This window comes from Paenibacillus pabuli NBRC 13638, assembly GCF_001514495.1.
In the GTDB taxonomy this organism is placed as follows: Bacteria; Bacillota; Bacilli; order Paenibacillales; family Paenibacillaceae; genus Paenibacillus; species Paenibacillus pabuli.
On sequence record NZ_BCNM01000024.1, the window covers coordinates 55,757 to 79,397 of the forward strand.

Consider the following 23,641-nt stretch of genomic DNA (forward strand, 5'->3'; position numbering starts at 1 on the left):
GGCATCATAGAGCCCCAGTTATCGCTTAAATAGCGATGGCTGGGGTTTTTCGCACATCTTCCTGATATATTCCCTGAATTTCCGTCAATACTGATTAACAGTAGACTCATAGACCCTGCATATCGAATGGGGATAGGGGGTCGGAAAACGGAGGGAAAACGGGTATGAAGTTGCTTCAATGGTTCATTAAAGTATTGCTTACCGTGCTGCTGGTCAGTTCATTGACTCTGCTGACGACCGGATTAATTGTTCAGTCATACGTCAAATCGCTGCTGGCGAGTTTCAATATACAGTGGGAGGGCCAACCTCTTGGATTAACAGCCATGTTCCAGGGTGCTATGGGAGGCAAGTCTGGCGAAGAGAAGAAGCCTGGCACAGGTACGTCAGATCAGCCGGCCGGAGCGGAGGAGGAACACGTGCCAGAAGATGCGATATCTGTCATGGGCAATGAGGAAGAACGTGGAGAAACAGGTGCCAATACAGGCAGTGGCTCAGGACAGACTAAGGGCTCAGACGAGAGCCAAGGAGCAGGTACAGGAACAGACTCCTCGGCTACGGGATCGAACTCAGGGGGGAACTCTACCACGGAAACAGGCGTAGACGCTGGGACACATACGGGTACTGATTCTGGGACGGCAACTGGCGATGGTACGGCATCGGGCAACGGAACAGGTACAAATGCCAATGGCACAGCTTCGTCGGGTAACGATGAAATTGTGGTATCTCCGGATGAGATTACTGGGAAGAAGGACCAGCTGCCACTGGAGGAAAAAGAAAAGATTTTCAGCCTGTTGATGAACAAGCTGCCCCAGAAAGAGATGCAGCAGATCTCAGGCGCCATGGAAGGCGGTCTGACCGAACAGGAACTGCGCGATATTGAACAGGTGATCTCCAAATATCTCACTAGTGAGGAATACGACAACCTGATGGAGGTCCTTCAAGCGGAGTGAACCGAGTGACTGCCTGTCTTGAATGGATTTGATTTGATATTAGAGTTGTACGATACGGATGCATGGAAATCATGTCGAGCAATCTAGCAAGGATGCCACTCAGAGTTGACTTGGAAGATAATAGCATAGAAGCATTCCAATAACTTGAAATCCTTCACCAGATATGATCTGGTGGGGATTTTTGAATTTGTATTTTTATGAAAATGAAATCACATTTTAGTGGGTCTTAGAACCTAGTACTAAAAACGAATCAAAAGTACATAGTATACCTGAAGTAGAGGCATAATGGGTAAGAATCCGGACCTGTCATCTTATGGATAATACAGGAAGGGCAAGCGTGACGCGGCTTTGCGCTGTGACGAGTAGAGTTGAAATGAGTGTAAAACCTGTGTTAAAGTATACGGGTGTGATTAAAGGTTAAAATTTTGACACTTTTACACGCATAGCTAAAGTCCTGATTTGCGGACGTACGAATACAAATATCGACAAGCATAGGACAGGCACAATGGGTGTTGTCTTAACAGAAATGCGAACTAAGAAGTGCTGAAAAGGAGAGAATCATGAAAGGTTTCAGAGGCATACGCCAACCGGGCAAGAACCGGGAACACGAACAATCCGGGGAACACCGGACGGCCGAAGACAAAAACAACATGAGCATGTCCAACTTCAGTAGTAACCAAAAGCGCGTTCTGGCTTCGCGCAAATGGATCATTACAGCAGCATGCGGTTTATTCATCGCTGCATCGATCGGATTCGCAGGCAAACAATACGTTGCTGCAAACACCGTCCCGTATTATAAAGTGATGGTCAAAGGAAATGAGATTGGCACCATCACGGATGAAGCGCAATTACAGAAATTATTTGCAGACAAAACCGAAGAATTCCAAAATAAATATCCAGAAGCGGAAATGGTGCTGAACACAGACGGCATCACGACCGAAACGATCAAAGCATACAAGCCCGTTGTGAACAGTGATGAGACACTGGATAAGCTCGGAGACATGCTTACCGCGTATGCCAAGGGTGTAGAGCTCAAGGTAGACGGTGAAGTGATTGGCATTGTGAAGGATCAGGCCACAGCGGACGCGATTCTGGAACAAGTGCAGAACAAATACATATCGGCATCGGCTGTGCGCAGTTCGCTCAAGACGAAGTCGGTATCGGCAAACTCTTCGAAGAAAGCCGATGGGCCGAGTACTACGCTGAAATCCGTGGGCATCAAGGAAGATGTGGCGACAGATGTAGTGAAGGCTGATCCAAACAAAATATGGGATGTGTCCGAGGCGGTTAAAGCTTTAACCGTTGGTAAAGACGCGCCTGTAACTTATGTCGTGCGTGAAGGAGATACGATCTCTTCCATTGCTGCGAAATACGAAATTACGCAAAGCGAGATTCGCAAACATAACCCGGGCATCAAAGAAACGTCGCTGCAAATTGGGGACGAGCTTACACTGACGGTGCCAAAACCAGCCGTTACTGTTAAATCGGTAGAGCAGGTCGTAGAACAGATTGAGATCAAGCCACAAGTGGAAGTACGCAAGAGCGCTGATCTCAAAGCAGGCACAACCAAAGTGGTGCGTCCAGGTCAAAGCGGGCTGAAAAGCATGCAATATCGGATAACGAAAGAAAATGGCGAAGTCATTCAGGAAGAGTGGCTGGGTCAGGAAGTCATTAAGGCAGCCGTTACGGAAGTGGTTCTGAGCGGAACCAAAGTGGTTGGTGAAGGTACAGGCGAGTTCGCTTGGCCGGTATCCAATGCTACGATGAGTAGCAGCTTTGGACAACGCTGGGGTCGCCAGCACAAAGGTGTTGATCTTGTCGGTAACCGGGATGTGAAAGCGTCTGATGAGGGCGTGATTACTTTTGCAGGACAAAAAAGTGGTTATGGCAATGTTATTATTATTAATCATCGTAATGGATACGAAACACTTTATGGGCACTTGAGCAGCATTGGTGTTAAGGTTGGACAAGTTGTCGAAAAAGGTGAGAGCATTGGTGTAATGGGCAATACAGGCCGTTCAACCGGAACACATCTGCATTTCGAAATTATCAAGAACGGAACAGTGGAAAACCCGTTGACATACTTGAACTAGTTATATATTGCAATTCAGGGCAAGGTTGGCACATGATGCTGGCCTTGTTTTTTGCTGCTGTAAAATTTTTTCAGTTTGGGGTGCACATTGACCCTGATCGGGATGTGACGGTGCTTCAGGTATGTTAAACTATAGACTATAGGCAACAAGCCATATGATATGCACTATAGTCTATGAAATCGTGAGAAACACCTTTTTATATAAGATGAATAAGAGAGATAGACCGCTCAGGCGGATCAAGCAGGATACAGGGGTGAAGACAGCCGATGCAGGGGAAGATTTTGGTGGTGGACGATGAACAGCCCATTGCGGACATTCTGAAGTTTAATTTGGAAAAAGAGGGATACGAGGTCATCTGTGCTTTCGATGGCATACGTGCGGTTGAACTGGCATTATCGGAGAAGCCGGATCTGATGCTGCTGGATCTGATGCTGCCAGGTAAGGATGGTATGGATGTGTGCCGCGAGGTGCGTGCCCATCTGGAGATGCCTATCATTATGCTGACTGCAAAAGATGGCGAAATCGACAAGGTACTCGGTCTGGAGCTGGGGGCGGATGATTACGTGACCAAGCCTTTCAGTACGCGCGAGCTGCTCGCCCGGGTGAAAGCGCAGATGCGCAGACGGCAGAAGCCTGCCATCACGGCTGAAGCGCCGGAAGACGAGGAGAAGCAGGTCATGCGTTTATTTGATCTGGCGTTTGATATGGACATGTATACAGCTTACAAAGGCGGCGAACCGCTGGATCTGACCCACCGTGAGTACGAACTTCTCTATTATATGGCCAAACATTCCGGCAAGGTAATGACACGTGAACATCTGCTTCAGGCTGTATGGGGATATGAATATTTCGGGGATGTGCGTACCGTGGATGTTACGATTCGTCGTCTGCGTGAGAAGATTGAGGAGAACCCGAGCAAACCGGAAACGATTCTGACTCGCCGCGGGCTGGGTTATCTCGTGCGCAGTCCCAAAAGCGTGGGGATATAATGGGGCGTTTCTCGCGATTTTCGTTCTTTCGAACGATTCAGGCGAAACTGATTATTATCTATGTACTGCTGATTCTGATTGCGATGCAATTGATCGGCGTTTATTTTGTCAGTGCGATGAAGAACTCCCTGACCAGCAACTTTACGGAGGATTTACAGGCACGTGCTGAGATGCTCTCTGTGCTTGTGGGGGAGACGATGGCTGGCGGAGAAGCTGAGGCTGGCGAGGACAAAACGGAAAACCTGCGTGTATTGGTCAACAATCTGTTCAACATTAACGGCGCCGAGATTCAGGTACTGGATGCCAGTGGCAAAGTACTGACCACTTCGCTAAGTTCCCATTCGGACTATGTTGGGCGCAAAAACACCCAGACCGTTGTCAGCCGTGCACTGCAAGGCATTCGGGACAATGAGGAATATATCGTGGACGAGGATAATGTTCGCAAAAAGGTCGTTGCCAAGCCGGTGCTGTCCGGCGGCAAGATTATCGGCGCGGTCTACATCGCCGCTTCAATGAATGAGTTATATGCCACAATGGAGGGCATTAACAAGATTTTTATCTCCGGCATTTTGATTGCGTTGGTATTAACCGCAGTGCTTGGTGTCATTCTGTCGCATACGATTACGCAGCCGATCAAGGAAGTCACCCGAAGGGCGACGGCGGTCGCGGAAGGCAATTTTGATCAGCAGACGCCTGTGTTCGGAACAGATGAGATTGGGCAGCTCAGTCGGGCATTTAACTATATGACGAGCAGGCTGCGGGATGCACTCTCCCAGAACGAAGAGGAGAAGGAGAAGCTGACCTCCATTCTGACCAATATGAGTGACGGCGTGGTGGCAACGGACGAGTATGGCAAAGTTATTCTGGTGAACCGCCGTGCCAGCAGCATTCTGGGCATGCGTCCGGCGGACATTGAGGGACGACACTTTGCCGTATTGCTCGGCATTGATCCGGAAGATGCGGAAGCCCTTGCGAGTGGCTTCACGGGTTCAACGCTGCTCCAGATTGCGCCAGCAGGACAGGAAGATCCCGTTGTTATCCGTATGACGTTTACACCAGTTCATCGTCGCGAGCTGGGCATTACGGGTACGATCGCTGTGCTTCAAGACGTTACGGAACAGGAAGAACTGGAAGCATCGCGCCGTGAATTTGTGGCGAATGTATCCCATGAGCTGCGTACACCTCTGACCACGATCAAGAGCTACGCGGAAGCGCTGGATGATGGAGCTCTGGAAGATCCGCAGCTCGCTGGGCGATTTGTTGGGGTAATTCAGAATGAGACGGAGCGCATGATTCGATTGGTTACGGATTTGCTGCATCTGTCCAGGCTGGATTCCAAGGAAGCGATGCTGCGCAAACAGCCAACCGACATTATGGAGATGCTGGAGGAAGTATCAGATCGCTTCTCGTTCCAAATGCATCAGAAGGATATTCAGCCGATATTGTCCATTGAAAATGGCATTCCGGCAGTTCCGCTGGATCGGGACCAGATTGATCAGGTGCTTGATAATGTTGTGTCCAATGCGTTGAAGTATACACTGGAGGGCGGCAAGATTACGATTGCAGCCAGACGAAGTGATGCACACACGCTTGCCATTTCGGTGACGGATACAGGGATGGGGATTCCACAGCGGGATCTGGATCGTATTTTTGAACGTTTTTATCGAGTGGACAAGGCTCGTTCCCGAAGTATGGGCGGCACAGGGCTTGGGCTGTCCATTGCCCGGGAAATTGTGAAGGCCCATGATGGCAGTATCTCACTGGAGTCCGAGGTGGACGTGGGAACAACGGTGACATTCACACTGCCGATGCGCGAGGAAGGAGGGGAGCACCTTGAAAGAGCGGATTAAATCCCTGGTGCTTGCTTCCCTTGTCGTGGCCAGTTTGGTGCAGAGCTACTTCCTGATCTATCGTTTGCCCGGTGGGGGCGATTCGATCGTGACCTCAGAGACGAACTATGTAAAGACCGAGAATATGGGCCAGGAACGCAATATTGAAGAGTTAATCTTCCCTGATCAGATGGTTATTCATCTGGGAGAGGATAAACATACGGTGTTTTATCCAGGCAATACATTCTATCAGTTGATCTATTCACGGTTGCAGGGGCGTACGTTTGATGATTTCCAGCGTCGGAGCGTGCAATCGGTCAACTGGAATCAGATTCGCAAGGAGAATCCTGGCTTTGAGCTGTCTTTCAAGGAAGGTATTCCTGTAGCTTTGTTACAGCGTGTAATGAGGCTGGGGACAGACTCTCTCTTCCAGGGAGAGACGATTAACCGGATCTCGATCTATACGGCCAAAAATGAAACCAAGGCTCACGCACTGTTCTTCAGCGCCAAAGGCGATGTGGTCTACGAGGCAACGCAGGCGGATTTGACGGTACAGGACGTGCAGCAGCACGTTGACTTCGGCAGCAGCTGGACGCCTTATACCCTGATGGACGGTGGATATTATATCCCGGCAGAATCGCTGGAAACGATTGAAGCAGACATGCCAACAGGTCAGTTCACCGTCGAGCAGATGCAGCGCAGCCTGTTCTTCGATCCGAGTATGACCCGGAACATTCGGGAAAAGGATGGATCGGAGATCTATACGGACAGCAAACGCAGTCTGCAAGTCAAACAGGAACAGCGCTGGATTAGCTATACCGATCCGGCGGCACCGCCTGCGGGACAGATTGATGCAGCGAAGGATGCGCTGTCGGCGGTTGATTTTGTCAATCAGCATGGTGGCTGGAAAGGTCGTTCCCGCATGATGCTGGATACTACCGACACGAAGACGAAGCTTCAGTTCCAGCAATATTACAGCAGCTTCCCGATTATGGACTCGATGCAGTTTCGGTTCGGTACGATCAGCATGGAGATGCAGCAGGAGACGGTGTCCAGCTATGAACGTTCGCTCGAATATCTGAACGAAGGCGCCGAGACCAAGAAATCGGTTAAACTGCCCGGTGGAGACAAGCTTAAGGCGCTCATCCAGAAGGTAGCGGGCAGCAACCGTAAAGTCATAGACGTGTATCCGGCGTACCGTCCATCCAGCATCGAGGACGGGTTGAAGCTGATTCCCGTATGGGTTATCCGTTTCGGAAACGGGGAGGAAACCACCGTTTCTTGATGGGTTATAGTCATTAAACATAAGGTGGGCTGCACTATCCACTCCGCGGTCAGAACAACTTTCCGATCGCTGTTGTGGGCTGTTTGCAAGGGAGGTTCGCCGGGTCGGAAAGCTAACGAATCTGACAAGCCTTAAATGCCGGATTAGCCTCAAACTCGAAATCTAACGAACATCAGCGACGTTATTCCATCGAAAATGAGTGAAAACGGATGGGAAACCTATAAATAATTGAAATAACTTCTCTCAGATTCGTTAGATTACAAACTTGCGGGAAATGGAGCAAATAAGGCGTGTACAGTTCGTTAGCCGGAAATAACGATATAAGCGTGTCATCTTCATGTTGACGTTCCAAGAGAATGTTACGTAAATACGATGTGTTTCCCAACGCATGGTGCAACGCGGTATGTCAACAGTGATCAGCCACATGTACGTACCTGTGATATTGTTGGTGAAGCGTAATTTTTTGAACAGTCTACAGTGTCAAATGATTAACGCTAACGTTGACATTGGGCAGTATTTTCTGTGAGTTGTTGAGAGTATTTTAGTCAGTTAACTTCTAGGGAGGTGGATGTTTTGGATTGGGGACGGGCGAAAAATGTGTTGATCTATGCCTTCCTGCTGCTCAATCTGGTGCTGGGTTACCAGATCTGGATGGATGCGCGGGAGACGGCCGGAGCCAATCTGGACTTCACTTCCTTGGCGGATAATACACAGCAGGCGATGGAGGAAAAGGGCATTCAGGTATTGGCTCCTATTCCGAATGAGACACCGAAGCTGCCGAAGCTGTCTTATGAGTTTATTGAAGATAACAAGACAGGTATTGAGGTCGACTTGGAAAAGCCTGTGGACAGCAAGCTAATCTTCTCGCAAAGCGAGCTGGAGGATGCGCTGGAGAGCGAGATTCCCCAGATCGGTACGTATCGATTGGATCAGCTGATGGCTGAGGATGGGGCATTCGTGCTTCATCCGTTGGTAGATGGCAAATGGCCGCTCTTCAATGTTAGTCTGGAGCTGTTCTATAGCGACCAGAAAATGACGGGTTACCGTCAGACTCCGGTGAGGATTACGACAGCGGAGGAAAGCGATCAGCAGGTGCTTCCGGCGTCGAAGGCGCTGGGTACGCTGATCGAGAACTTTTTGCCAGATGATGCGATTGTCAAAGATATTCAGCTGGGCTATTACGGCCAGTTGTTCAATTCAGATATGCAGGTGGCGATGCCGGCATGGCGGTTCGTGCTGGAAAGTGGCGAAGTGTTATATGTGCAGGGCATCAGCGGGGATGTATTCAGTCCCAAGACAGACAAACCAGGGGAGTAATGCGTTATGGGGATTTATTTTACCGTGTTATCCAGCGGTTCGACAGGGAATGCCACAGTTATACAGCATGGGGGCACGTCCCTCATGATTGATGCGGGTCTCAGTGCGAAGCGGCTCGAGGCATTGTTCCTGGAACGGGAGATTTCGGGAACAGAGCTGGACGGGATTCTGGTTACACATGAACATTCCGATCACATTAAAGGACTAGGCGCGATGTCTCGGAAATATAATTTACCAATCTATGCAAATACGAATACATGGGCAGCACTGGAGAAGTCGGTTGGGGCGATTCCAGAGGAAAACCGGCGGGTGTTTGAGACGGGTGAAAAGCATGATTTTGGCTCCCTGCGCGTGGAATCCTTCGGGATCTCCCATGATGCAGCGGAACCGGTAGGGTACACGTTCGATGATGGCAGTGAGAAGTTGTCCGTCGCGACCGATCTCGGGTATATGAGCGACAAGGTTCGCGATGCGATCTCGGATTCGGATGTACTCGTCCTGGAGGCGAATCATGATGTCGAATTGCTGCGCATGGGGCGGTATCCATGGAACACCAAGCGCCGCATTCTTAGCGACATTGGGCATTTGTCGAACGAAGCGGCGGGAGCAGCGCTCAGTGAACTGATGAACGGACGCATCAAGCGCACGTATCTGGCACATTTGAGCCGGGATCATAATATGATGGACTTGGCGAAAATGACCGTGCGTGATGCGATGGAGAGCCGTGGTTGCTTTTATCGGGATCATGAGTTCAAGCTCTGTGATACGTATTATGACCGGCCTACGCCATGGGATAGGGTGGGTGAGCCATAAAGCTGTCGAGTTCGGCAGCTTTGCGTTCCACTTCCTCGCGGGTCAGAATGCCTTTGTCGACGAGCAGTTCAATCATGGTGCTTAGGGCAAGTGTATTGCGGTAATGTTCCTCTTTGAGATCGGCCAGCTTGGCCGCCATATGAACTTCATCCATGGCCGTGAGTGTACGCGTGCGATCCATAATGGTATTCCTCCTTCTATGAAGCTTCGAATTGTCTTTTACTATTATTGTAGTCAGGCTTGGTGGAAAACATTCCTCTTTTTGCCGCTATAATTACACGTAAGGGACGTGTATGCTGAACCAGAGGCAGATTTTTGCTGGAGAAGATGAAAAAGTTTCGTAGGAATTGCGAAAAGGGCGCTTAACGAACCGGATTTTGTGGTGATAGATACTATGGACCTTTATTGTTAAGCGCGTTATAGCGGAAATTTCCGTTAATCTTCGTATTTATGCAACTTTTTAAGATTTGGCGTGTTTAGTATATAAGGAGCATTATAATAGAGGCTGGTTTGCGTACGCAAAATGACAGGTCGTAGAATGCGAGAGCATTTCTGATAGAGTTACAGGCAGGATTGGATGTCCGTTCTGCTGTACATAGACGCTTCATTCCGAGTTAGCGGGGATGCAGCGATATGCAAAACATTTTTTTTATACAGGAACGCATGGAAGAATGAGTTTGTATTTACGGTACACGCGTAACGGAGGACACAGAACGAAGCTGGAGAAGCGAAGCGTTCGCTTGAAAGCTTTCTGAAAGAAAGCTGCTTTGGAAGGATACGCTATCACAGGATTTCACCCTTTGGAAAGGGATCGAGGAAATTCGGGGATAACAGCGATCGGAAGCTCGGCTGTGGCCGGAGTGGGGTAACGTAAGGATATAGTCGTTGGCCATGCGACAACGATCAGGCGGCAGTCAGGGTCTTGATGCGTGACAACGAAGGGGAGAGGATCACGATGGGATTGTTTGGAGACGATTTTTATTCAACCAAAGTATCAAGACGCGCCGAACCTGAACAGAAAGGTAAACTTCAGATCATTCGCCCTGGAGGCAGGGGACGTGACCGTTGGAGAAATCCGCGCAGGTCTCGCACGGGCTTTAGCTCCACAGTTAAGGTAGCGGTAATCAGTTCGGTGATCAGTTCCATCGTGACCGTGACGCTGTTCAGCTTTATTACACAGCCTACTGCGTTACCTCTGGCAAATGCTACGGGGAACGGTGGCGGTGGCATGCAGACAGCTCAGTCCGCTGATCCATATGACCGGATTATTCAGGCCGCGGCAGAGGTCCGCCCTTCTGTGGTAAGCATCGTGAATCATAAGACGGGCAGCAGCCTGTCACTGGAGGATTCCGCGCTGGGATCAGGGGTTATTTTCAAGAAGGAAGATGGCAAGGCCTATATTATGACCAATCATCACGTCGTGGAAGGTGCGAGCGATCTGGAGATTGTGACGGTGGACGGAGAAACGCACAAGGCGAAACTGGTCGGTAAAGACCGCGTAAGCGACATTGCGGTATTGTCGGCAGAGGACAAAGGTTTGGGTGCAGCTGCGGAGCTTGGGGATTCCAGCAAGCTTCAGCGAGGCCAGACGGTCCTGGCAATCGGAAACCCTCTTGGACTGGGTGGTACGCTGACATCGGGCATTGTCAGTTACACGGATCGGATCCTGCCGGTATCCATTAACCAGGACGGCGTGTACGATTGGGAACAAAACGTTATCCAGACGGATGCAGCGATTAATGAGGGCAATAGTGGCGGTGCACTGGTCGATCTGAACGGCAAAGTGGTCGGTATCAACACGATGAAGATCTCCGATACAGGTGTGGAAGGCCTCGGCTTTGCAATTCCGATGAACGAAGTGATGAAAACCGTGGATTCCCTGCTGCTGAATGGCAAAGTATCTCGTCCATATCTGGGCGTGTATACTGTCGATCTGAGCAATCCATATGCTCCACTGGATGACGAGCAGCGCAAGGATCTGAAGCTGCCATCCCACGTGGACAGTGGTGTGGTCGTGCTGGAGGCATCCGGCCCGGCATCCGATGCGGGGATGAAGCTGAATGATGTCATTACCGAATTTGATGGGCAAAAAATTACCTCTACACTTGATCTGCGGAAATATCTGTACGATAAGAAGAAGATTGGCGATACACTCGAAGTAACCTTTTATCGGGATGGCAACGCTGAGAAGGTGTCGGTGAAGCTGACGGATAAACCGGAGTAAAGGGAATGGCCTTTATATCGTTTAGCATTGCCATAGAGTAATAAAGGAGAGTCGATCAACTCGTTGATCAGCTCTTTTTTATTGCATGAAAGTTGAATTGCTTTTAAATCTTAGTCATGAGGATACTAGTAGAATTTTGTCGTCTTTCATGATCAGTTAGGACCAGAGCCAAAGGCCCTGTCATGGAGGGTCCCGGTTGTGGTAAACTGTTGGGAATGTGTTGTGGTGTGCGGTTGTGCGAGTAACATCAGTTTGTCGATCTATTTTTTCAATCCGGATTGGAAGGGGTTATTACAATGGTACGGTTGATGAAAATCTTGCTGGGGGGAACAGGTCTGGTATCGGCGCTGTTTCTATTGTCTGCATGTACTTCCGAAGTGTCCTCATCGGGGTCTGCCGATGTTAGTGGTTTACAGGAGCAGATTACAAGCCTGGAGAAAAAGCTTGCGGACCAGAGTGAGAAGACTAGTGAGCAGAACAAGAAGATCGCGGATCTGGAGAAAAAGGTGAACGAACTGAACAGCATTGTGATTGCGGTAGATGGAGCTGATGGGAAAGCTCCTGCTGCCACGGGAAACAACGGGTCGGCTGGGAAAGGTGACGGAATCCTGATTACATTTGCCCAATACGAGAAGCTTGAAGTTGGCATGTCAGTGGAAGATGTCATCGAAATCCTTGGCGGAGAAGGGGAAGCGCTGAGTGAAGCGGAGAACATGGTGGTTTACAACTATAAAGGTACAGCCGGCAATGGTGCCAATGCCGTTATTGCTTTTCAAGGTGGCAAGCTGCTGACGAAGGCTCAGTCAGGGCTCGAATAACTGATATGCCTATGATGAACCCGGCTTCCCCGCCTTGTTTCATAGGTAAGAGAAAGATTGCAACGGTATCAAGCAACGGATGAATAGGAATTTTCATTAATGCGAAAATAGATTTAAAGAAGCATGATCTTTAGGCGCCGGAAGGTGTCAAAAAGGCGTGCTTTTTTGTGTTTATTTTTGCCGCATGCAGAGATTTGGTGGGAGTTGGACGCGATAAATGAGGGATGGGGGTATCTTTTCAGCGGCAGGTGTGATAGAACTGAGAAGTGGCTATCCTGTATAGGAAAAGCGGTTGTGAATCGGGAACATAGCTGGTTACAGAAAGGATGCTTAACGGATGTACGTTGTATGCAAAGAACACGTGGACATTGCCATCGACATGTTTGTTGATGAGTATGAGGACGCTCCAGATATCGTTGATCTGAAGGAGACGGAATTTGCCGACTGGGACCCGCCTGCGAAATGCGCCGAGTGCGAACAAAAGGCCGAGTTTCTAGTCGTCTAGCGTACTGTGTAGGCATCCGCAGCGGGTGTGTCTGTCATGGGTGTACTCGCTCGCCTGCCATCCGGTATGAACATCACAGGCAAGAAGCAAAGAGAGCGTGCCGGAGCGCTCTTTTTGTGTTTTTTGGCGGTTGCCTAGGAGTTGAGAAGAGAGGCTTTAAAGAACCTGAGACTTCTTATGGGGGGAAATGCTGTCTCGTTGAGATCTAACGAATCGCAGGCACGTTATATTCATGAATTGACCTCGAAAGAGATGTGGGAACTTCATTTTGCTTGTAATAGGGTGTCTTAGATTCTTTAAATTTTAATGAAGCTGCAATGGAGCCGGATAAGGTGTATGGAGTTCGTTAGCTTGTGGGAATGAGACAGGATGGCGACGTAAATGTATAGTAAGTAAGGGGACAACTGTAGAAGGTGTTAATTTTAACTGTTGGAACAAACGATGTGCTGAGGCATCGTACGTATAAATTATTTCGCTGGACGATTAGGAGGAATGGATCTTCATGTTGATTCAGATTATTGGCGTGGGCAAACTGAAGGAAAAATATTTGACGCTGGGCATTCAAGAATATGCCAAGCGTCTCGCCCCGTACATCAAGTTTCAGATGATCGAGGTCGCAGACGAAAAGGCGCCCGATACCCTGAGCGAAGCTGAGGTTCGGGCGGTGAAGGAGCGCGAGGGCGAACGCATCCTCGCGCATGTGAAGAGCGAGGCGCATGTTGTCGCGCTCGCGTTGGACGGCCAGCTTTGGAGTTCTGAGGAGCTGGCTATGGAGATCGACAAGCTAGGCACGTATGGGACGAGCCATGTCGTGTTTGTCATCGGAGGAAGCCATGGGCTCTCCGATGAGGTGTTGCGCCGCGCGAAGCAGCGCTTGAGCTTTGGGCGCATGACCCTACCGCACCAGTTGATGCGGCTGGTGCTGGTGGAGCAGATTTATCGTGCGGTGAAGATCAATCGGGGTGAACCGTACCATAAGTAGGGCAAAGTTCAGGTGTATTTACATTTTCCATTTTAAATGCTATCATGCAAACATGACGTTAACGTCATGTTATATCTTGAAAGGAGTGATACATCATGAACCGCATGCGCATTGGAGATTTGACAGAACGAGCAGGGGTAACCCAGCGCACGGTTCGCTATTACGAGAGCATCGGATTGCTTCCTTCAGGCGAGCGCGAAGGCAATGGTCATCATTACTACACGGAAGAAACGGTAGCTCGTCTGCGTAAGATTGATCAGTTGAAGAAGCTTGGCCTAAGTTTGGAGGAAATTCGGGACGTAATTGAGCTTTACTTTACGGATACGAGCGGGGTGCTGCCGAAGCGGAAAGTCCTAGGCATACTGCGCCAACATCTGGACGACACGGATCAAAGGCTTGAAGCGCTCGGGCAGTTCCGCAGCGATTTGCAGTCACATATAGAACGTTTCGAGCGATGGCTCGAGGCCAATGATAGCGATTAATTTTTTTTACTCTAAACATGACGTTAACGTCATGTTTAGCATTCTAAGGAGGTTAAATTCATGAGAGAAAACATTGGATTTATCGGACTCGGACTGCTCGGTGTTCCAGTCGCTTCCAATCTGCTCCAAGCAGGATATGCATTGACCGTATACAACCGCACCCCAGAAAAAGCGGAGCCGCTCGTGGCCCAAGGTGCGCTGCAGGCGGTCCGTCCAGCTGACACCGTGACAACCGGTGGTATCGTCGTCACCTTGGTTTGGGACGATGAAGCATTGGAAGACGTCGTCAAAAGCGAAGATTTCCTAGAACGCCTGGGCATAGGCGGTATTCATGTATCAATGAGTACGGTGTCGCCGGATACGGGCAGGAAGCTGGCGGATCTGCACGCGCGGCATGGCTCCGTCTATGTTGAGGCGCCTATCTTTGGACGGCCGGAGGCAGCCGCTGCCAGGCAATTGTGGATTCCAATAGCGGGTCCCAAGGAAGCAAAGGAGCGGGTCCGGCCGATGCTGGATGCGATGGGAGCTAAGGGGATTTTTGACTTTGGCGAGGAAGCCGGTTCGGCTGTAATCATCAAACTGATCGGTAACTTCCTTATTGTCTCCGCCGCCCGCTCACTGGAAGAAGCACTAGGAATAGCTGAGCGCAGCGGTGTTGATCCTACTGCGGCGGTTAATATGCTTACGAGCACACTGTTTACCGCCCCAATCTATCAAAGCTACGGCAAAATGATTGCCGAAAAGTCAGCATCCGTATCCGAAAGCAAAATTCCGCAGAAGGACGTCGGTCTCTTTCTGGCAGCGGCGCAAAGCGCACAATTCCCGGCTCCGCTTGCCAGCCTGCTGCTTGATATGCTAGAGAACGGAGATCGGAGCAGACCCTAAGGCTGCGGTCGATGTTATTCGTACTCTTGTATAACCGGTATAGCACTGCTATAATGGACGTATGAACACATATGACAAAATATTGGCAGCTGCTCTTAAGGTACTCGAAGAGGAGGGTGGAGCCAAATTTTCGACGCGAGCTGTAACTGCGATCGCGCAGGTTACGGCTCCTACACTCTACCACCATTTTGGAAATGCCGATGGACTTCTAAGTGCAGCTATAGTGGAAGCATTCAAACAGTTATTTGAAAGCAAGATTGCCGCAGTGGAGTCCACCATTCCAGAGATGGCTCTTCGTCAAGGATGGGATGACTATGTCCGCTTCGCGGCAGCCCGTCCTCGGATTTATGCGGCGATGATGGGGCGGTTACTCGAGGGCGCCCATATTGAGGCGGCAGATCATTCGTACCAAGCACTAGTGCAAAATATTCAGGGAGTCGCCGCTGAAGGCAAACTGGCTGTGTCAGCCCAGACTGCGGCAGATCTGGTCTGGGCTTCCGCCAATACGGCCTCTTGGCTCTATGTGACGGCCCAGATTCGTAAGGTACCCCCACCCCAACCCGACGTTGTTGATCTCATTCGGGAAAGCGTAATGCAGATCATTTTGATCCAAAGGCCGGACGCCGATTCAAAATGAGGGATTCAATGACAGAGCCTGGAGACTCCAGGCAAAGCCCCAATTTAAAAGACGCATAAGAAAGATCGCCTATCCTCCTGGACCTCCAGAGGATGGCGATCTTTTTATGTTTGGAGAATGCGAGCATTAGTTCTCTTGGATTTGTGTTGTGTGATAAGGGAAATGTGGTAAGCCGAGAGTATCACGCAGCACCCGCTAAAACGATGTTTCAGACCACAGGGCAACATTTTAGAAAATATATAGCACCGCTATATACAACTTTGTATAGCGGTGCTATAATACCGGTATAGCGGTGCTATATCGTGATCCATGTCTTATCAAAACCAGGAGGGATACTATGTCATTGAAAACTCAAGAACTGGTCGTCGTTACAGGTACGTCCAGCGGTATCGGCAGGGCTACCGCGGAGCATCTCGCCGCTGAAGGATTTCATGTTTTGGCGGGGGTTCGTCGTCAGGAAGACGCCGACAAAATCAGACGCAAAAATATCGAGCCGGTGATCGTCGATGTTACCAATATCGACACACTAAAGGCGCTGGCCGAACGAGTGGAGCAAGATCCGCTTGGTCGCCCTTTGCGCGCCGTGGTCAACAATGCCGGCATTGCCGTTAATGCACCTCTTGAGATGGTTCCGCTCGATGAATTTCGCCGCCAGATCGAAGTCAGCGTGATCGGACAGGTCGCGGTTATTCAGGCGCTTACCCCGGCCTTGCTGAACAGCGGCGGGCGCGTGCTCAATATCGGATCCGTTGGCGGAAAAATCTCAATGCCCGGTTTCGGAATTTATTCGGCTGCAAAGTATGCTATGGAAGCGATCAATGACAGTCTCCGCAGGGAGATGTCCTCGTTTGGGCTCAAGGTAATCATGATCACTCCGGGTGGCGTCAGCACTGGCCTGTCGGAGCACGGGATTACGACAGCGGAGCGGCTGGCCAAGTTGATGACGCCGGACCAGCACCGACGCCATGATCGTCTTTTTGACGCCGTGAAGGCTCAGGCTGAAACGTGGGCAACGGACGGTATCCGCCCTGAGAAAGTGGCAGCAGTAATTTCACGCGCAATCCACGAAAGAAAGCCACGCACCCGCTATACGGTCGGTCGCGATTCGGCACTGCTGACCCGACTGGTCCGTATTCTCCCAGACAAAGTCCTCGACCGGATGCTCCGCAGCCAGATGAAGCTGCAGTAACGGGCAGTTTCACGAATCCTCTTGGACAGAAAGCTAAAATGGGGGAATGAAATATGCCACAAAACAAGTTTGAACATGCCATTATTGTAGGTGGATCTTTAGGTGGTCTAATGATGGGGCTTGCGTTATCTCGTTCTGGTTATACAGTTACCATTCTTGAACGTGCAGATTCATCATTAAGAAATGGTGCTTTTATTCGTTTGCAAACAAAGCCTTATAGTAATAGTGAAATTGAACGAGAATTAAGACACTTGGCATCCAATGGTAACAACAATGTTGAAGCCTGGTCAGCCATTCAAGAACGTTTGCGCAATGCAGTCGCTAAAGAACCTGGTATTACCCTTCAGCACCATACACGAATTGTTAGTGTTGGGCAAAATGAATCATCTGCTTGGGCTACCAGTGAAGAGGAGCAGACCTTTAAAGGTGACTTTTTGATTGGCGCAGATGGATATCGCAGTATTGTCCGCCGCTATTTAAACCCTGACAAACCATTTGCAGATTATGCTGGCTATCTGGTTTGGGTAGGGAAGGTGGACGAAGAACTGCTGCCAAAGAAAGACTGGAAAAAACGGCAACTTTCGAGTGCTTATTTCAACAATAGTGCTGCCGGTACATTGACAACTGCGGTGATGCCAGGTATAGAAGGAGGAACCAATCCTGGCCAGAGATGGATTGGTTTTTGCTGGTTTGATCATTCGCATAATCATTTGCTGTCTGAATTAGGTGTATTAAAGGGCGGGATTGCCCAGCATTCCTTATACGGTGAAGCTATTCCGGATTCGCTACTAGAAGAACTATCACAAACCAGCCAAGCAAATTGGAATAAAGAAGATGATGCAATTTTGCAAATCGCGATTAAGGACCGCAGTTTAATCGGGGCACCTGTTAATGAATACATCCCTAATATATTGTCAAAAGGAAGAATAGCTATGATCGGCGATGCAGCTCATACCATGTCACCAATGACTGGCGCAGGCTTTAATGACTCACTTGATGATACGGTTGCCATTATGGACTCCATTAAACAGTATCCGAATTCGATAACAAAAGCTTTGGGTGAATACCAAACACGGCGTTTAGATGTGGTTCGTCAAGATGTTCTTGCGGGCCAAAACTTTAATCGTTCTTTTGGACGATTATAACAGCATTAAACTAAGCCATTGATACACTGGAATTTCAAGCATAAACGGGGAATTCCCCCATTTGAGAAAGCGGTAAAGCAAAAAATACGAAGTATTTATAAATTAGGAGGAATTAGTATGAACGATACAAAGAACCCTTACGTTACTGTACTCTGGGAGGCGAGAGCTAAGGCAGGGAGAGAAGCCGAGATGAAGGCATTCATGACTGCTGCTGTCACCCCGTCGCGCAACGACCTGGGCAACATTGACTACGAGGCTCACGAGGTAGAAGGCCAGCCTGGCACATTCATCATCTACGAGCGCTGGGAAAACCGGGATGCCCTCAATCGGCACCTGAGCGCCCCCCGGATGCAGGAACTGGTGCCCCAGCTCTTAGAACTGATGGAGGGATCCATTGAGGAAGGGATTCGACTCCTGCAGCCGTTCCGCCCAGCGCAGTAAAACGCAATACCGAGCGGAACTCATTAAGTTCTGCCGGAAAGCGTGAGAGATTTTTTCGTGAGCGGTAAAAGACTTTAGTGGAGGAGGCAAAACGTTGGCAACGATCGATGATTTTGCAGCACTAGATATTCGTGTCGGAACGATTAAGGAAGCGGAGTTTTTTGAAGAAGCAAAGATCCCTGCGATAAAGCTTAAGATTGATTTTGGACCGGATATCGGGATGAAATCCTCAAGTGCACAAATAACTAAGCGTTACAAGGTTGAGGAGATTGTAGGGAAGCAAATTATAGGAATCGTCAATTTCCCTCCTCGGCGCATTGCGGGATTCAAATCGGAGGTATTAGTTTTGGGAGGAGTCCCGGAAAAAGGAGATGTTATTCTATTAAGGCCGGATACTGAAATGCCTAATGGTACTCCTATTGCGTAAAAATAAGGATCTACCGCTCTGCAACGTTTTGTTGAAGTGGCCCTGGCTTACGGCAATTGGCTCAGAACACCCGAGGAAAATGCCTCCATCAGTCTCTCGCTGGGCTAAAACCGCAAAAAGGATCTCCGTGATCTTTACCGTAAGGGGCGCTCAAAGCGTTAACTTCTTGAAGTTATAATCATTCTACACTTCATTCATGCAAATTCAGATCGCACAGCGTATCGCTTCGAAACATTGTTATCATCAATGGAATAATGCTTGGAAATAAAGGGATTTTAAACTTTAAAGCGTTAGCTTTAGGAGGGTAAACATGGATCTTAATTTAGCCAACAAAGTAGCTGTCGTTACCGGAGCAAGTAAAGGAATTGGACTCGCTATCGTTCGAAAATTTATCGAGGAAGGGGCAAGTGTCGTCGCGGTAAGTCGGACATTAACGGAGGAATTGGCTGATCTTGTTGAAAAAAAATCAGTCAAACATCTACCTATTGATGTCAGTATGGAACGCAATACAGTTGAACTTTCTAAAAAACTCGGTGGAGTGTTCGGCAGAGTCGACATTTTAATCAATAGTGTCGGGGCGGTTGACAAGAGGAGAGGAGAAGGCTTTTTGGCTACGCCAAATGAGGAATGGGAACAACTTTATGATTTAAACCTGTTTAGCGTTGTTCGTTTTACTCAAGCAGCATTACCGCATATCCTAAAGAACAATGAGGGTGCAATTGTAAATATCTCTTCAGTAAATGCACAAATGCCCGAATTGTTATTGCCTATTTATGGCACCACCAAAGCGGCACTTAATAATTTGACGAAAATGCTGGCTGGTGAGTTTGGACCTCGTAATATTAGAGTTAACTCGATCTCACCTGGACCGGTAGTAACACCTTTGTGGCAAGACCCTGAAAACGGAATGGCCAAAACAATCGGTTCAGTTGCAGCGATGGCTTCCGAAAAAGTTTTTGAAGAGCTACCTAAAATGGCTGGTATAACATTGGGGAAATTTGCAGAAGCCGAAGATATTGCGAACCTTACAGTTTTCCTTGCTTCGGAGCGAGCTTCAATGATTACCGGAGCAGATTATGTTATTGATGGAAATATGATTAAAACGATTTAAACCGAAATTGTTCGATAAATTAAATTTGAACTTCTAAACTGGGCACTTTATTTACTGATACCTTAATATGTTCTCTCCTTACTAAAGAGTTCGGTCGATGATATTTGGAAAACTAATCGGATGCCAATATGAAACCAGTAATACGTTCTGGTTCACGGACATAGAGGCGGAAGCCGATCAGGGCAGATAATAGCCACATAAAACACATAACTACGCCGTTATAAAGGGCAGTTATGTTCAATGTGCCGAGCCGATACTTTAGTTTAATTTAAAGCAGAAGGATCCGTCGCGGCGGATCCTTCTTACTTCTGCTGCAAGAGTAATCCTGTTGTGTGAGAGAAAGGGGAATCCCCGGTTTCCTCGACTTCTTTTACTCCGTAAACGAACGCTCGTTTGAGATATCATATTTTTGAACGTCCATTCTCATCCTGTTTCCCCACTTCATTAAAAATGGCGCCGATTCATGTCTTTCAACATGAGCGGCAAGCGATTCTTGATCTTCCCACCGCTGAACAGTCAGCATGCGTCCGGCGCGTGAATCCTCCAAAGTAAAGGCATAAAAGAGGCATCCAGTTTCAGTTCGTGTGCTGGAAACGACGTCCCGAACGTCTGCAGTGAACTCATTTACTTCAGAAGGATTTAGATGTACGTAGCCCATAAGTAGAATCATTCATGTTCATCCTTTTTTTATTGAATTAAGTAAGCATGCAAAATTTCCTCAAAGATAATCGCAATTTACAAGGAGTGCGAAAATCTTCGAGCTATCGTCCTTACTCTACCGTGAGTACGATCTTGCCTTGAATGTGCCCACTGGAGGCTCGTTCATGCGCCATGCGAGCATTGGCAAGTGGAAACATGCTGTCGATGGCGACGCGAACCGTCCCATCATTGAGCAAGCCCCCTAATTCCGCCAGTTGTGGGCCATTCGAGCGCACTTGGGTCATTGATACCGTTACGCCCAGCTTTGCGGCCTCCTCGGCATCGGAGAAGCCTAAGAACACTGGGAACAAAGCGCCGCCACGCTTGAGCGTACGCAAGAAACGACTGGTGGTGGGACCGCCGAGGGTATCGAGGACGAGATCAACGTCATTAGCGATGTCCTCGGGAGGGCTCTTGGTATAGTCGATGAATTCGTCGGCACCGAGCTCGCGAAGGAACGACTCATGCTTGCCCGACGCCACCGCGATGACGTGAGCACCCTTCCATTTAGCCAGCTGCACCGCGAAGTGTCCCACGCCGCCAGCGGCACCATTGATGAGCACCGTCTTGCCGTTTAGCGGCAACGGACGATGCATCTCCGGTTGAAGCGGGTTCGGCTCATTGTGTCCTAGTTCGATTAGGAACTGCCATGCGGTGAGGACTGCCATAGGAGCCCCTGCGGCGTGCACATGATCGATACCAGCTGGCTTGATTGCAAGGTCCGAAGCTGGCGCGGCAACATACTCGGCATAAGCAGCGCTCTCCCCAAAGCTAGGAAAGCGAACCATGCCATAAACTTCATCACCGACGGAGAAGCCCTGCACATCCGTGGCTACTGCCTCGACGACACCCGACACGTCGGTTCCCAGGATGATGGGGAAGGGTACCGACGGACGCCACTCAGGAGGAAGATCCTTATACCCCTCGCGCAGGTACCAGTCGGGGGGATTGATGCCCACCGCATGAACGCGGACAAGCACTTCACCTGGTTTCAGCTCGGGAAGCGGCGCCTCCTCGTAACGCAGTACCTCAGGGCCGCCGAATTCATGTAGACGAATTGCTTTCATTGTATCTATGGACATCTTACTTTCTCCTTTCATGCAGATGAGTTATACTTACCAGAGCGGTGCTCCGTTTAAACGGGTCACTGTTCCGTTTACGATTATACGGAGCGATGCTCCGCTTGTCAAGGAGGTCTCTTTATGAGAGCTGATGCTATGAAAAACTATGAGCACATACTCGCAGTTGCGAACGTCGTTATAACCGATCATGGCGTCGATGCATCGCTGCGTGACATCGCTCGCAGAGCCGGTGTCGGGCTAGGCACACTGTATCGTCATTTTCCTACGAGAGAGGCGCTGCTCGAAGCCCTGCTCCGTTCAAGCTTTGACGAGTTTACGGCAAAAGCATGTGAACTTGAAACTGCGAGTTCTCCCGAAGATGCACTCGTGTCGTGGCTGCGCGAGGTCGTTGCATTCACGGGCAACTATCAAGGTGTTGTGGACGTCATGATGGCTGCCAAGGAGGACCCGGAGTCTGCGCTCCACGCTTCATGCGTCACAATGCGCACGGCAGGCACGCGACTTCTGGCTCGTGCTCAGGCTGAGGGTCTGGCACGTACCGACATGGAGGGTGACGATCTGTTCTCGCTAGCTGCTGCGCTTGCTTGGCTCAGCAACCAGCCGTCGTCTGCTCCAAGGTCTGACCATCTCTTCAGTATTATCGCGAGCGCGATCCTGACGAATCGATCGAGAAGCAATTAATGGGCGTAACTAAACTAATGCTGTCCTAATAGGGGACTGTGGCACAATACAAAAGATTGAATCAAGGGATGGGTAACTATAATCTCAGCCACAAACGAAGGCAGCCGGCCACGAAAAACGATCGGCTGTCTCCTTTTAAAGGGCAGGATAGTTCAGAGGTCTTGTTGGTTCTGTGTGTAACCTGCATTGGTGGGAGTATAGATTTCGTTACACCGGTAGCCAGTTATGTTATAGCGAGGAGTTGAGGTATCAGTTAATGAGGGAGATGAATAGAACACTGCGGGTAACTCAAGCAAACCGATATTTCCAGAGCTTTCGATAAAGTACGAATGTATCTTCCTCGAAGGGTCTTCGATCTAAAGCGTGTATTATAGCGGCTTATCCGGCTGCACCCACATATCTCCAGCGGCAAAAGACTCCCAACAGAAAAGTTGGGAGTCTTGTATTATATGCCTCTTGCAATGTTTAGCAAACCTGCTTTGACGAAAGCAGTCTATTGGAATTGCTTGGCCAGAAAACTTGATATTCCCTTATAGATTTGGCTGTGTGATTCCAAAGGAGAAAGGTGTCCAGTTTGGGGAATGACAAGTAGTTCCGCATGAGGTATGCGAGGCAGTAGATCACTTTTCAGCGTTTCCAACCGATCTACCGGGTCAGATTCTCCGGCTAGCACAAGTTTGGGGACATTAATGTTTTTCACTTCTGCAGATATATCCTCAAGCATTGCAGTTTCAGGCCATGCCGCACGAGCTGAGGGAGCTCCTTTTTGCATATCCTCGAGCACCATTTCACGAATATTTCCTTCAAGAGGAAGTAAGGTAATATTACCAAAGGCAATTTCTGCCCCCTCACGATTAGCATAGAAATGAACCATTGCATTTCTTATTTCTTGTGGCATGTCTTGAGGAGTCGGGGGAGATGGTGCAACTAAAATCAGGGCTTCTAAACCAGCGGGGTTACGTGAGGCCAATAACTGTGCAGCCTTACCGCCCATTGAATGACCAATGACCACATAACGCTTCAAACCAAGCTCTTGAATAAGTGCATGTGCATCGTA

Annotated in this window: 23 protein-coding genes and 1 pseudogene; 20 read left to right on the forward strand and 4 right to left on the reverse strand. The window is 49.2% G+C overall.

What is annotated here, in order from left to right:
* Nucleotides 1-164: 164 nt before the first annotated feature.
* The 7 genes from PPA03S_RS26545 to PPA03S_RS26575 all read left to right on the forward strand — a co-directional run bounded on the left by PPA03S_RS26545 (nucleotide 165) and on the right by PPA03S_RS26575 (nucleotide 9,276).
* Nucleotides 165-950, forward strand: a complete 786-nt coding sequence (locus tag PPA03S_RS26545; RefSeq protein ID WP_062327751.1) for a dermokine domain-containing protein — start codon at nucleotides 165-167, stop codon at nucleotides 948-950.
* A gap of 560 nt (nucleotides 951-1,510) precedes the next feature.
* Nucleotides 1,511-3,043 (forward strand): peptidoglycan DD-metalloendopeptidase family protein, encoded by a 1,533-nt coding sequence (locus tag PPA03S_RS26550; RefSeq protein ID WP_062327754.1) that lies wholly within the window; start codon nucleotides 1,511-1,513, stop codon nucleotides 3,041-3,043.
* A 266-nt stretch (nucleotides 3,044-3,309) separates the two neighbouring features.
* Nucleotides 3,310-4,032, forward strand: a complete 723-nt coding sequence (gene yycF / locus PPA03S_RS26555; protein WP_062327757.1) for a response regulator YycF — start codon at nucleotides 3,310-3,312, stop codon at nucleotides 4,030-4,032.
* Complete coding sequence (walK, locus tag PPA03S_RS26560; protein ID WP_062327761.1) at nucleotides 4,032-5,882, forward strand: cell wall metabolism sensor histidine kinase WalK; 1,851 nt, start codon at nucleotides 4,032-4,034, stop codon at nucleotides 5,880-5,882. Before yycF ends, walK begins: the two co-directional genes overlap by 1 nt.
* Complete coding sequence (locus PPA03S_RS26565; RefSeq protein WP_062327764.1) at nucleotides 5,866-7,146, forward strand: YycH family regulatory protein; 1,281 nt, start codon at nucleotides 5,866-5,868, stop codon at nucleotides 7,144-7,146. The genes walK and PPA03S_RS26565 overlap by 17 nt, the downstream gene beginning before the upstream one ends.
* A gap of 573 nt (nucleotides 7,147-7,719) precedes the next feature.
* On the forward strand, nucleotides 7,720-8,463 hold the full coding sequence (gene yycI / locus PPA03S_RS26570) for a two-component system regulatory protein YycI (RefSeq protein ID WP_062327766.1): 744 nt from the start codon (nucleotides 7,720-7,722) through the stop codon (nucleotides 8,461-8,463).
* 6 nt (nucleotides 8,464-8,469) lie between these two features.
* Nucleotides 8,470-9,276 (forward strand): MBL fold metallo-hydrolase, encoded by an 807-nt coding sequence (locus PPA03S_RS26575; protein ID WP_062327768.1) that lies wholly within the window; start codon nucleotides 8,470-8,472, stop codon nucleotides 9,274-9,276.
* On the opposite strand, the gene PPA03S_RS26580 is transcribed toward PPA03S_RS26575, so the two are convergent.
* On the reverse strand, nucleotides 9,245-9,457 hold the full coding sequence (locus PPA03S_RS26580; RefSeq protein ID WP_062327771.1) for a hypothetical protein: 213 nt from the start codon (nucleotides 9,455-9,457) through the stop codon (nucleotides 9,245-9,247). The two genes, PPA03S_RS26575 and PPA03S_RS26580, sit on opposite strands and share 32 nt — an antisense overlap.
* Nucleotides 9,458-10,231: 774 nt before the next feature.
* Here PPA03S_RS26580 and PPA03S_RS26585 point away from each other — a divergent pair.
* The 12 genes from PPA03S_RS26585 (at nucleotide 10,232) to PPA03S_RS26635 (ending at nucleotide 20,122) form a co-directional block, all read left to right on the forward strand.
* Entirely contained in the window at nucleotides 10,232-11,500 is a 1,269-nt protein-coding gene (locus PPA03S_RS26585) for a S1C family serine protease (RefSeq protein WP_062327773.1), read from the forward strand.
* A gap of 296 nt (nucleotides 11,501-11,796) precedes the next feature.
* On the forward strand, nucleotides 11,797-12,318 hold the full coding sequence (locus PPA03S_RS34080) for a hypothetical protein (protein ID WP_245683740.1): 522 nt from the start codon (nucleotides 11,797-11,799) through the stop codon (nucleotides 12,316-12,318).
* 337 nt (nucleotides 12,319-12,655) lie between these two features.
* Nucleotides 12,656-12,823, forward strand: a complete 168-nt coding sequence (locus PPA03S_RS32075) for a CxxH/CxxC protein (RefSeq protein ID WP_068964251.1) — start codon at nucleotides 12,656-12,658, stop codon at nucleotides 12,821-12,823.
* 502 nt (nucleotides 12,824-13,325) lie between these two features.
* Complete coding sequence (rlmH, locus tag PPA03S_RS26595) at nucleotides 13,326-13,805, forward strand: 23S rRNA (pseudouridine(1915)-N(3))-methyltransferase RlmH (RefSeq protein ID WP_062327777.1); 480 nt, start codon at nucleotides 13,326-13,328, stop codon at nucleotides 13,803-13,805.
* 95 nt (nucleotides 13,806-13,900) lie between these two features.
* Nucleotides 13,901-14,287, forward strand: a complete 387-nt coding sequence (locus tag PPA03S_RS26600) for a MerR family transcriptional regulator (RefSeq protein WP_062327780.1) — start codon at nucleotides 13,901-13,903, stop codon at nucleotides 14,285-14,287.
* A 60-nt stretch (nucleotides 14,288-14,347) separates the two neighbouring features.
* On the forward strand, nucleotides 14,348-15,172 hold the full coding sequence (locus PPA03S_RS26605; protein ID WP_062327783.1) for an NAD(P)-dependent oxidoreductase: 825 nt from the start codon (nucleotides 14,348-14,350) through the stop codon (nucleotides 15,170-15,172).
* Nucleotides 15,173-15,233: 61 nt separating this feature from the next.
* Nucleotides 15,234-15,809 (forward strand): TetR/AcrR family transcriptional regulator, encoded by a 576-nt coding sequence (locus PPA03S_RS26610; protein ID WP_062327786.1) that lies wholly within the window; start codon nucleotides 15,234-15,236, stop codon nucleotides 15,807-15,809.
* A gap of 337 nt (nucleotides 15,810-16,146) precedes the next feature.
* A complete protein-coding gene (locus tag PPA03S_RS26615) occupies nucleotides 16,147-16,998 on the forward strand; it encodes an SDR family oxidoreductase (protein WP_062327789.1) in 852 nt (283 codons plus the stop codon).
* Between the two features lie 53 nt (nucleotides 16,999-17,051).
* Nucleotides 17,052-18,143, forward strand: a complete 1,092-nt coding sequence (locus PPA03S_RS26620; RefSeq protein ID WP_062327791.1) for an FAD-dependent monooxygenase — start codon at nucleotides 17,052-17,054, stop codon at nucleotides 18,141-18,143.
* A 117-nt stretch (nucleotides 18,144-18,260) separates the two neighbouring features.
* The gene (locus PPA03S_RS26625; RefSeq protein WP_062327794.1) at nucleotides 18,261-18,584 is read left to right on the forward strand and encodes a putative quinol monooxygenase; all 324 of its coding nucleotides are present in this window, start codon (nucleotides 18,261-18,263) and stop codon (nucleotides 18,582-18,584) included.
* Between the two features lie 94 nt (nucleotides 18,585-18,678).
* Nucleotides 18,679-19,011, forward strand: coding sequence for a chaperone CsaA (csaA, locus tag PPA03S_RS26630; protein WP_062327796.1), 333 nt, complete (start codon nucleotides 18,679-18,681; stop codon nucleotides 19,009-19,011).
* Nucleotides 19,012-19,321: 310 nt separating this feature from the next.
* Nucleotides 19,322-20,122 (forward strand): SDR family NAD(P)-dependent oxidoreductase, encoded by an 801-nt coding sequence (locus PPA03S_RS26635; protein WP_062327799.1) that lies wholly within the window; start codon nucleotides 19,322-19,324, stop codon nucleotides 20,120-20,122.
* A gap of 370 nt (nucleotides 20,123-20,492) precedes the next feature.
* Here the strand turns inward: PPA03S_RS26635 and PPA03S_RS26640 are convergent, their stop codons facing one another.
* Together PPA03S_RS26640 and PPA03S_RS26645 are read right to left on the reverse strand one after the other, a co-directional pair.
* Nucleotides 20,493-20,792 carry a putative quinol monooxygenase gene (locus tag PPA03S_RS26640; RefSeq protein ID WP_062327801.1) on the reverse strand — a complete coding sequence of 100 codons (300 nt, stop codon included), beginning with the start codon at nucleotides 20,790-20,792 and terminating at the stop codon, nucleotides 20,493-20,495.
* Between the two features lie 100 nt (nucleotides 20,793-20,892).
* A complete protein-coding gene (locus PPA03S_RS26645) occupies nucleotides 20,893-21,903 on the reverse strand; it encodes an NADP-dependent oxidoreductase (protein WP_062327804.1) in 1,011 nt (336 codons plus the stop codon).
* A 120-nt stretch (nucleotides 21,904-22,023) separates the two neighbouring features.
* On the opposite strand from PPA03S_RS26645, the gene PPA03S_RS26650 reads away from it, so the two are divergent.
* The gene (locus PPA03S_RS26650; protein ID WP_062327812.1) at nucleotides 22,024-22,584 is read left to right on the forward strand and encodes a TetR/AcrR family transcriptional regulator; all 561 of its coding nucleotides are present in this window, start codon (nucleotides 22,024-22,026) and stop codon (nucleotides 22,582-22,584) included.
* A gap of 493 nt (nucleotides 22,585-23,077) precedes the next feature.
* Here the strand turns inward: PPA03S_RS26650 and PPA03S_RS26655 are convergent.
* Nucleotides 23,078-23,635 (reverse strand): annotated as a pseudogene (locus PPA03S_RS26655) (alpha/beta fold hydrolase); the annotation flags it as partial.
* Nucleotides 23,636-23,641: the final 6 nt, after the last annotated feature.